Origin of the sequence: Syntrophotalea sp. (assembly GCF_050253115.1) — a bacterium.
Lineage (GTDB): Bacteria > Desulfobacterota > Desulfuromonadia > Desulfuromonadales > Syntrophotaleaceae > Syntrophotalea > Syntrophotalea acetylenica.
The window spans coordinates 1-8,247 of record NZ_JBFWJQ010000110.1; the positions used below are offsets into that span (position 1 = coordinate 1).

An 8,247-nucleotide genomic window follows, 5' to 3' on the forward strand; every position below is an offset into this window, starting at 1 on the left:
AGGTCTCCCGTCGGGACGCTCTTCTCCGTTTTCAGGGTCGACGATCTTTGCCTCCATGTCTGAAATCGGTGTGCCGGCCGTGTTGCAACGAGATTCAAGCGTGTCCTCCGCCTTCCCAATGCACAGCCAGCCGCCCACCTCGGTGCAACCGGTATTCGACACCTGGGGCACGTGTGGGAGCATGTGCTGCATCAGCGCAAGCCGTTCGGGCACCCCGACATTCAGGACGAGACGAGCTGCAGTGAAGTCTTCTGCTCGAAAATCCGGGTGCGTCAAAACCTGCATCCATATCGTCTCGAAACTGGGGAAGAGTATGGTGCATTCCTCGTCCACCATCTGCCGCAAACTTGGGCCAGCCTCGAAGAAGCCTGCATGGTGTAATGATGCCCCCGCAGCCTGCGAGGCAAGAAAGGGGGTCCATCCGCCCGTATGAAAAAGAGGGAGCGGCGTCCAGAAACGATCTTTTTCGGTTAATTGAAGGCGTTCCGCCACCGCCTTGGCCTGATGCAGCATGGCCCCATGCGTGTGCAGGCAGGCCTTCGGCATGGCGGTTGTGCCCGATGTATAGATGATCCGGGCGGGAGTGTCGGGCCCAACTCTTGAAAGCGTATCGCCAGTTACCTGATCATTCGTGGTGTCGAACACACCATCTTGGCAGATCGATTCAAATTCCAGTGCTTGCGTTCTTTCCGATACGCCACTTGCTTCTATGACTTCCGCCAGTCGCGCAGAATAGAGCAAAACCTTGCAGCCTGAGTTTTCGATCGCGTGATTGAGTTCACGGGTTTTGAAACGAGCATTGAGGCAGGCAGCGATCGCACCCAGACGCATTGCACCAAGAGCCAAAGCCAGATACCCGGCTGAAGCGACAGGAAGGAAGATTGCTACCCTGTCGCCAAATTCAACGCCCAGCCCGGACAGGTAGCGAGCTGCGGCCTTGCTCATGTTCGCCAGCTGCGCGTGGGTAACAACCTGCCCGTAGCATGAAAATGCGGTGGCGCTGCCACGCTGATCCGCGTTTGAATCTATCAGGTCATGGACTGTCTGTAGTTGAAACCCGGACATGCTTTCAGGCCTCCTCGACTTGTTGTTCAGAATGATCGCGGTAAACCAAAATGTTCGGCCACAAGGTTTCGCGCCATTTCGTTGTTGATCGGGCTGAAACGCATCAGGCGCGCATCGCGCCAGTAGCGTTGCATGTCATTATCGGCCGAATAACCCATTCCGCCGAAAATCTGTATCCCAAGGTCTGCCGCATTCACGGCATGTTCCGATGCGATTACCTTGCCCATTGTGACTTCGAGAAATGTATCTATACCAGCATCAGCTTTTCTCGCAGTGTCGAATGCTAAAAGCTCAGTCTGGTGGCGGGCCATGATGATATTGGCATAATGATGCTGGACTGCCTGAAAGGCGCCGATCTGCTTGCCGAAAGCCTCGCGACTTTTCATATAGGCCAGAGCGTCTTCCGCGACGCCGTCAAGAATTCCAAGGCAAGTGCCTAACAGCAGCATGCGTTCATTGGTCAGTGTAGGCAGAAGCATGTACCAGGCCTTGTCAGGTTCTCCCAACAACCTGTCATCGGGCACGAAGACATCTTCCATCGTCATTTCAAAAGTGCCGAGACCGCGCATACCCATCGTGGTCAGCGGCTTGAGCGTCACACCCTTGGCCTTTGGCGACATGAGGAACAGCGAGACACCGTGATGTTTGCGTTCGACCTTGTCGTTTGTTCGCACAAGCAACAACACATAGTCTGACACATGTGCGGAGGTGCACCATTTCTTGACACCGTTGATGATCCAGCCGCCATCAACCTTCCTGGCTGTCGTTTTCAAGGTGCCAAGCACATCGGTTCCGCCGCCCGGTTCGGTAAAGCCGATGGTCACTTTAAGTTCACCCTTCGCGATTTTAGGCAACAACTCGCGCTTTTGCTCATCAGTGCCGTAAAGACCGATCGAATTTGCGCCGGCAAAGGAGGTGGAACCCCAAATCCATATCATGCCGGCGAGGGACCGCGACAACTCGCGCGACTGAATCAATTGCGTGGTGTAATCAGCCCCTGCCCCGCCGTATTCCTGCGGCACCGCAGTCGCGTGATAGCCGCCCTCAGCCAGACGCTCGAACAGGTGGTGGGGATAATTCCCGTCGATCTTCTCAGCTTCACGCGCGACATCGTTGGGAATGTTTTCGGTCACCCATTCCCGTAAACGATCGCGAAACTCGATCTGTGCCGTATTAAGCATCCACTCCATTCGAACCCCCTAACCCGTTCGGATCTGAAATTGCTGCGCCAGTGTCAGAACAGCCGTCGCAACAAGGTTTCTTGTGCGGCACTTGCGATCAGTGACCCATCTTCAGTGAAGAAGACCCCTCGCATGAGGGCGCGCGCGCCTGCGTAAACAATACTTTCCTGGGCAAAATACAGCCACTCGTCCGCGCGCGCAGGCCGGTGGAACCAGACTGTGTGATCCAGCGATGCGCCGACGCGCCGCCCATGCCTTTCATCGTAGGCGAGGTCTGTGGTCCAGGGCATGCTGAGGTCCGAAAACCAGACCAGAGCCGCATTATGGACGGCCTGATCCTTTCCGAGATCGCCTTTATATCGAAACCAATAAGCCTGTTGCGGATAACAACCCGCTTCCGCTTTCGATTGTGCCGACACTTCCCGAATTTCGAAACATTGCCTGACCGACGGGCACGTCCCCGGAGGGACAAAATCCGACAAAGGGTAAGCCTCCGGGATTTCCAGTGCAGGCATCGGCATCTGATGTTCGGGAGACCCTTCACTATTGTGCAGCGTTATGGTTGAACTGAGGCAATGCCGCTCACCCTGCCTGCTCTCAACACGCAAAACGGTGAAAGCTCGCCCCGATCGCAGTATTTTTACTTCGTGATCGATCGGAGTGTCCGGGCGTGCTGATGATAGAAAGTGTGTGTGTACGCTTTCCGGCGCGCGATCTGGCTGCATTGCTTTTGCGACCATGAGCGCCTGGGCAGCCATCTGCCCCCCAAACGCTGAACCATCTCCGCCAAGAACTGTTGACCCTCGCCAAATCGCGGGTTGGTCGCCGCCTGCACGGACCAGGTCGATCTCCATTAATTGCAGCAGATCACACTCCGCCTGCGGATTCATCAACACGACAAACCTATTCTCGTCTCGTTTTCAGTGTAATGGCTTGGGATATATGCGAGCAATGCGATCACGTCAAATGGTCCAATCATTTGATGTTTTCCAATCAAGCGCAATAGGTCTGGTCAGTACGCGACTGCATGCGAACCAATCCTCCACCAACGGGCGAACGACAAACGCGTCGGATGTTCTGGAACTGAAAATTGCGCTATCGTTGACGATTGATCGAAACGCGTTTCTGAATTCGCCTTAATTCCCGCTCAAGACATACCTGCATCCTCACTTTCCTTAAATGCCTTGGCGCCACGCGCTTCTTGACAGCCAAGTCTTGCAGGCTCATGCGCCCATGACTACGCTGCCGCAGAATGCAGTCAAATTGCCCAATGTTTTGATGTTTACGAGGTGCAAATTTGGTAGTTGAGAGAGTTTTTAACGAGCGAGGCTGCGAAGTCCTCGCGAACGCATTGCGAGAACAGATACTCTCCGGCCAGTTCAGCACAGGGCAGTTACTTCCCAACGAGCGAGAGCTCGTCGAACAATCGGGACTAAGCCGCGGGTCTGTCCGGGAAGCAATGCTGATCCTGGAAACCCAAGGACTGATTTCCACAACAGTTGGCAGGAACCAGGGACGTCGTGCGATAGTCCCCGGCAACAATGTGGTCCGCGAATCGATCAATATTTTCGTTCGCGGAAGGCAAATTCCATTTCGTTCGCTGATGGAAACTCTCGAAGCATTTGCACCTACCGTCTGCGCGCTGGCCGCAGCCAATCGAAGCGAAAAGGATCTCATGGCGTTGGACGAATGTCGGGAGAGACTGAAAATTACACTTGGCGCAAAAAAATTTGTTAAGGCCAATTTTGAGTGGCACGCCGCACTCGGGAGAGCAAGTCACAACCCGCTTCTTGGCGCTATTTACGAAAGCCTGGGCCCAAACATGGTCGATCCGCATGTTGCAGGATTTACTTCAAAGGATGTGAGGACCGCCACGCGTTTTGCCGTCGATCGGATACACGAATCCATCGCGCAAAAAGACACTGAGGCCGCCCAAAGGCGCATGCTCTCTCATGTGCAGGCTTATCGGCGAATGATAGAGCCAATCGCGCCGCGCACCGTCTCTCTTTAGCTGCGCAAAACGGCCTGTAAGTCGCTTCAAAAACCACTCCTCCAATACGGTCAAGGCTATGTTGGCGAGCCGTCAGACTGGCCATTAAATGTCAAACCATTTGACTAACATTGCGCTCAACGCTACCAAAGATCGAGCTGATCACCCCTGCGCATACAATACAACTTTATATAACCAGAAGCGCATGCTCCAACCAAAAGAGGATCGCCACATGAGTTGTTCTCGAATTCGATTCGGTTCCTTTATCCCACCCCATCATGTTCCGGAAAAACATCCGGCAATCGCCTTGGATCAAGATATGGAGCTGGTAGAATGGCTCGACCAGCTCCACTACGACGAGGTCTGGATTGGCGAGCACCATTCCGGAGGTTGGGAAATTGTTGGAAGCCCGGAACTTTTCATTGCAGCTGTCGCACATCGGACGAAATCGATCAAATTCGGGACTGGTGTATCATCTCTTCCCTATCATAACCCTTACACCCTTGCGGACAGGATCAGACAGCTCGACTATCATACGCGTGGAAGGCTAATGTTCGGCGTCGGCCCAGGGTCGTTGCCATCCGATGCATTCATGCAAGGCGTTCCCACTGCCAAAGCAAGAGACCGCATGGACGAAGCGATCGAACCACTCGTTCGTTTGCTTGGCAATCAGCCAGCAAACGCCAGTTCAGAATGGTTCAAGTTACAGAATGCACATCTCCAGCTTCTTCCCTACAATGAAAATGGCGTAGAGATCGCGGTTGCAAGTCAGGTCTCGCCAACAGGCGCGCTCGCCGCTGGACGGTTTGGTCTCAGTATGCTCTCAATCGGCGCTACATCCACCGGCGGCTTCAACGCTCTTGCTTCAAACTGGGCCATTGCGGAAGAAGCAGCACGAGAGAGCGGCCAGAAGGTCGACCGCTCACGCTGGCGGTTGATCGGCCCCGTACATGTGGCGGAAACACGTGAAAAGGCCCGCGAGAATGTTCGCTTTGGCCTGCACCGATGGCTGGAATACATGAATGAAGCCGCAGCCATTCCGCTGGCTCCTCCCCCCGGCGCGGATCCTATCGATCATATAATAGAGACAGGATTTGCGGTTATTGGCACTCCTGATGATTTCGTTGCTCAGATTGAGCGTTTGCTGGCGCAATCTGGCGGATTTGGGTGCTTTCTCGTGATGGATCACCACTGGGCCGATCGCCTTGAGACGAAGCGCTCTTACGAGTTGATCGCAACGTACGCGATCCCTAAGATTAATGCGCTGAACGAGAACCGTTTTTCATCGGAAAAATGGCTCAAGGAAAATCATGACATGTTCAGGGGCGAAATGACCGCGGCCGTAAGAGCCAAAATGGAAAAATACGCCTCAGAAAAATCCTCGAAGAATCTCTCACCCGACATGGTCAAACTTTTCAAAGGTGAGAGTTGATCTATGAGCAAACCAGCAAATCCAGTTCTGTTTTACTTATGCCAGCGTGAATGGACAACTGACGAGACGCAGAGCCAATGAAGGCCTGGGTGTGTAAGCGGTTTTCCGATCCTTTCGAACTGGAGCTCACAGACATTCCTGTTCCGGAACCAAGGGAAGGGGAAGTTAGGGTTCGCGTGAGCGCTGCAGGCCTCGCATTTGGCGAAACGCTCATTTTGGAAGGGGGGTATCAGAAAACTCCGCAACTACCCTACATTCCCTGCAGCGAAATGTCCGGGATCGTCGATGCAGTCGGACCTGACGTGGCAAAGCTGCGCGTAGGCGATCGGGTCGCTGCGTTTTCCGTCTCCCTATCTGGAGGAGGCCTTGCCGAGTATTGCGTCCTGCCTCAGCAATTCGTTCACCAGATTGCTGACGAGATTGACCTGGCTGATGCTGCCGCAATCCTGATGAATAACTGGACCGCATACAATGCGCTGTTTCGCCGGGCTAATATCGCCGCAGGTGAAACTCTTGTCGTGTTCGGCGCGTCGGGCGGAGTTGGAAGTGCCGCGCTCGCAGTAGGTCAGACGCTTGGCGCCCGCACAATTGCAGTAGGAAGTGATCCTGCCGCCGCCGAATTTATCGGAGCTGCAGAATTTATCGATTACCGGGATGGCGATGTTTATGAAAAAGTCCGCCAGTTGACGGGCGGCCGTGGCGCCGATGTCTATTTCGATCCGGTGGGCGGAGAGATGTTCGACCAGGCAATGCGTGCAATTGCACCAGCCGGACGAATTTTGGTTGTCGGCTTTACCTCTGGCAAACCAGCCGATGTCCGCACCAATCTCGTACTCGTCAAAATGATTTCCATAATCGGTGTCGAAGGGCGGTTGGCGATTGAGGAAACGGGCCAGCAGGGCTGGAATGATCTCCACACACTGGTATCATTGATAAACGAAGGCAAAATTCGTCTTCAGCCAACTGTACGGTATAAATTCTTGGATGCCCCCAAAGCACTCAATGACCTGAGGTCGCGACGAACCAAAGGCAAATTGATCGTTAAAATTGCTGCCTGATTGCACCTTATTTTTGGTCGTTGGAATTATGCCGTCTGTTCGCCATAAATAGGTTCGACTTCGTCTTGCAGGTCGATTAGGCGCTGCTTCATCCAGCTCCGATCTTCCTTCCCTGTCAAAGCGAGCAGGCGGAGAATAACGCCGCACTCAGCCTGAAGGCTAAACTGTTCATCATCAAGTTCTTCGTGGACCCAGAGATCTATAAGGCCAGTAAAGAACACCAGGAAGTCACGCGATAGAGCGTCTCGGTTTATCGCGCAGTCAAAGTAACCAGCATCTTCAAGTCCGTCGAATGAACGATTCCAATACCTGTATCCCCTGATCATGAACGCGGGGCGATGAACGGGATCGGGGATGCCGAGAAGGAAGCGCATCAACGCCCGGATGAAGGCAGAATCATCGGTGTAGAGACGGGTCGCGACTTCTGCGGCATCCAACACCTTGCGGAACGGATTGGCATCATCGCTTGTGCGTGACGATGTGAAGTCGAGACGATCCTGATACTGGTTCAGGAGAATGTAGAGTACAGTCCCTTTCGACCCGATAAGGTTGTATGTCGTTGGTGTGCTGAAACCGGCTTTGGCTGCCAAGGCATTCATTGAAAAATCCGTGGAACCGGTTTCACGCACCAGCGCTTCGGCTGCATCAATTATCTTTTGCCGCCGCAGATCCTTCTTTTGCTCGAGATTAAGGGGGCGCCCCCTTTCGAACAAATCCGATATTTTTCGCTTCTTGCCCTGGGTTGCCATGACGGTTGTCAATCCCCTCGTTTGAAGGTCCCGTCAACCCTCCGCCTGCGCCACGGTAAGAACCAGGCCATCGAGATCTTCACTGACAATCACCTGGCAGCTCAGTCTGGAATTGTCTTGTGTCTCAAGGCTCGTCTCAAGCATGTCGACTTCTTGCCCACTCGGCTTTCCGACCTTCTCCATGCCACCTCCCTGGATGTGCACATGGCATGTTGCACAGGCGCATTCACCCCCGCAGATAGCATCGACGAGGCCTTCGTTTCGTAGCGCCTGCATCAACGGCACCCCGACCTGTGCCTTGATGACGTGATCGACACCCGCCCTGTCTGTCACATTGATCGAAACTTGGGTCACTTCCATTCTTTCCTGTCATCACGATTCCGGAACAGTGGTGGCGTTTGCACGCAGTCGGTGTCAAGCCACTCTTTAATGCATTTAAACTTTGACTCCAGTTTATTTTTAATGCATTTAAATTGTATCGCAGGATATCCGTCGGCGGCAGGCCAGGAACAAAGCCGGGAGAGAGCACAATGAGAGAGAACTTCACCGAAGCATCGGGACTTGGTTACGATCCGGTTCCCCTTGAGCCCTATCGTTCCAAAGAGTTTTTTGAGCTGGAGCGCGACAGGATCTTTGCCAGGGCCTGGTGGACTTGTAACGGTTTTGCGCCGGTCACCTGAGCGTTTTAAGCTCGCAACAGGAGACCGACGAGATGATCAAGCATTCAGAAGAGTTCAAGCAGGAAGCAGTGCGCATTGCACTGACCAGTGGG

General features: G+C 53.8%; 9 protein-coding genes. 4 read left to right on the plus strand and 5 right to left on the minus strand.

The annotated features are described in order from the left end of the window. The 3 genes from AB7E65_RS10595 to AB7E65_RS10605 all read right to left on the minus strand — a co-directional run. The coding region (locus AB7E65_RS10595) for a class I adenylate-forming enzyme family protein (RefSeq protein WP_428745857.1) at positions 1 to 1,065 on the minus strand (1,065 nt) is incomplete at its 3' end. Between the two features lie 26 nt (positions 1,066 to 1,091). Beyond that, complete coding sequence (locus AB7E65_RS10600) at positions 1,092 to 2,255, minus strand: acyl-CoA dehydrogenase family protein (RefSeq protein ID WP_428745858.1); 1,164 nt, start codon at positions 2,253 to 2,255, stop codon at positions 1,092 to 1,094. 44 nt (positions 2,256 to 2,299) lie between these two features. Continuing rightward, positions 2,300 to 3,136 (minus strand): acyl-CoA thioesterase, encoded by an 837-nt coding sequence (locus AB7E65_RS10605; protein ID WP_428745864.1) that lies wholly within the window; start codon positions 3,134 to 3,136, stop codon positions 2,300 to 2,302. Positions 3,137 to 3,597: 461 nt separating this feature from the next. On the opposite strand from AB7E65_RS10605, the gene AB7E65_RS10610 reads away from it, so the two are divergent. The 3 genes from AB7E65_RS10610 (at position 3,598) to AB7E65_RS10620 (ending at position 6,726) form a co-directional block, all read left to right on the plus strand. Next, the gene (locus AB7E65_RS10610; RefSeq protein WP_428745865.1) at positions 3,598 to 4,257 is read left to right on the plus strand and encodes a FadR/GntR family transcriptional regulator; all 660 of its coding nucleotides are present in this window, start codon (positions 3,598 to 3,600) and stop codon (positions 4,255 to 4,257) included. Between the two features lie 211 nt (positions 4,258 to 4,468). Then, positions 4,469 to 5,668, plus strand: a complete 1,200-nt coding sequence (locus AB7E65_RS10615) for an LLM class flavin-dependent oxidoreductase (protein WP_428745859.1) — start codon at positions 4,469 to 4,471, stop codon at positions 5,666 to 5,668. 77 nt (positions 5,669 to 5,745) lie between these two features. Continuing rightward, positions 5,746 to 6,726 carry an NADPH:quinone oxidoreductase family protein gene (locus tag AB7E65_RS10620; RefSeq protein ID WP_428745860.1) on the plus strand — a complete coding sequence of 327 codons (981 nt, stop codon included), beginning with the start codon at positions 5,746 to 5,748 and terminating at the stop codon, positions 6,724 to 6,726. A 26-nt stretch (positions 6,727 to 6,752) separates the two neighbouring features. Here AB7E65_RS10620 and AB7E65_RS10625 read toward each other — a convergent pair whose 3' ends face one another. Both AB7E65_RS10625 and AB7E65_RS10630 read right to left on the minus strand, forming a co-directional pair. Next, on the minus strand, positions 6,753 to 7,475 hold the full coding sequence (locus AB7E65_RS10625; protein WP_428745861.1) for a TetR/AcrR family transcriptional regulator: 723 nt from the start codon (positions 7,473 to 7,475) through the stop codon (positions 6,753 to 6,755). Between the two features lie 33 nt (positions 7,476 to 7,508). Then, on the minus strand, positions 7,509 to 7,835 hold the full coding sequence (locus AB7E65_RS10630; protein ID WP_428745862.1) for a 2Fe-2S iron-sulfur cluster-binding protein: 327 nt from the start codon (positions 7,833 to 7,835) through the stop codon (positions 7,509 to 7,511). Positions 7,836 to 8,005: 170 nt separating this feature from the next. Between AB7E65_RS10630 and AB7E65_RS10635 the strand changes: the two genes are divergently transcribed. Next, positions 8,006 to 8,155 (plus strand): hypothetical protein, encoded by a 150-nt coding sequence (locus tag AB7E65_RS10635; RefSeq protein WP_428745863.1) that lies wholly within the window; start codon positions 8,006 to 8,008, stop codon positions 8,153 to 8,155. Positions 8,156 to 8,247: the final 92 nt, after the last annotated feature.

Bases quoted from the DNA above. Each gene is read 5' to 3' on its own strand.
- AB7E65_RS10635 (WP_428745863.1), top strand. From the start codon at position 8,006: ATGAGAGAGAACTTCACCGAAGCATCGGGACTTGGTTACGATCCGGTT.
- AB7E65_RS10625 (WP_428745861.1), bottom strand. From the start codon at position 7,475: ATGGCAACCCAGGGCAAGAAGCGAAAAATATCGGATTTGTTCGAAAGG.
- AB7E65_RS10630 (WP_428745862.1), bottom strand. From the start codon at position 7,835: ATGGAAGTGACCCAAGTTTCGATCAATGTGACAGACAGGGCGGGTGTC.
- AB7E65_RS10605 (WP_428745864.1), bottom strand. From the start codon at position 3,136: ATGAATCCGCAGGCGGAGTGTGATCTGCTGCAATTAATGGAGATCGAC.
- AB7E65_RS10615 (WP_428745859.1), top strand. From the start codon at position 4,469: ATGAGTTGTTCTCGAATTCGATTCGGTTCCTTTATCCCACCCCATCAT.
- AB7E65_RS10620 (WP_428745860.1), top strand. From the start codon at position 5,746: ATGAAGGCCTGGGTGTGTAAGCGGTTTTCCGATCCTTTCGAACTGGAG.
- AB7E65_RS10600 (WP_428745858.1), bottom strand. From the start codon at position 2,255: ATGGAGTGGATGCTTAATACGGCACAGATCGAGTTTCGCGATCGTTTA.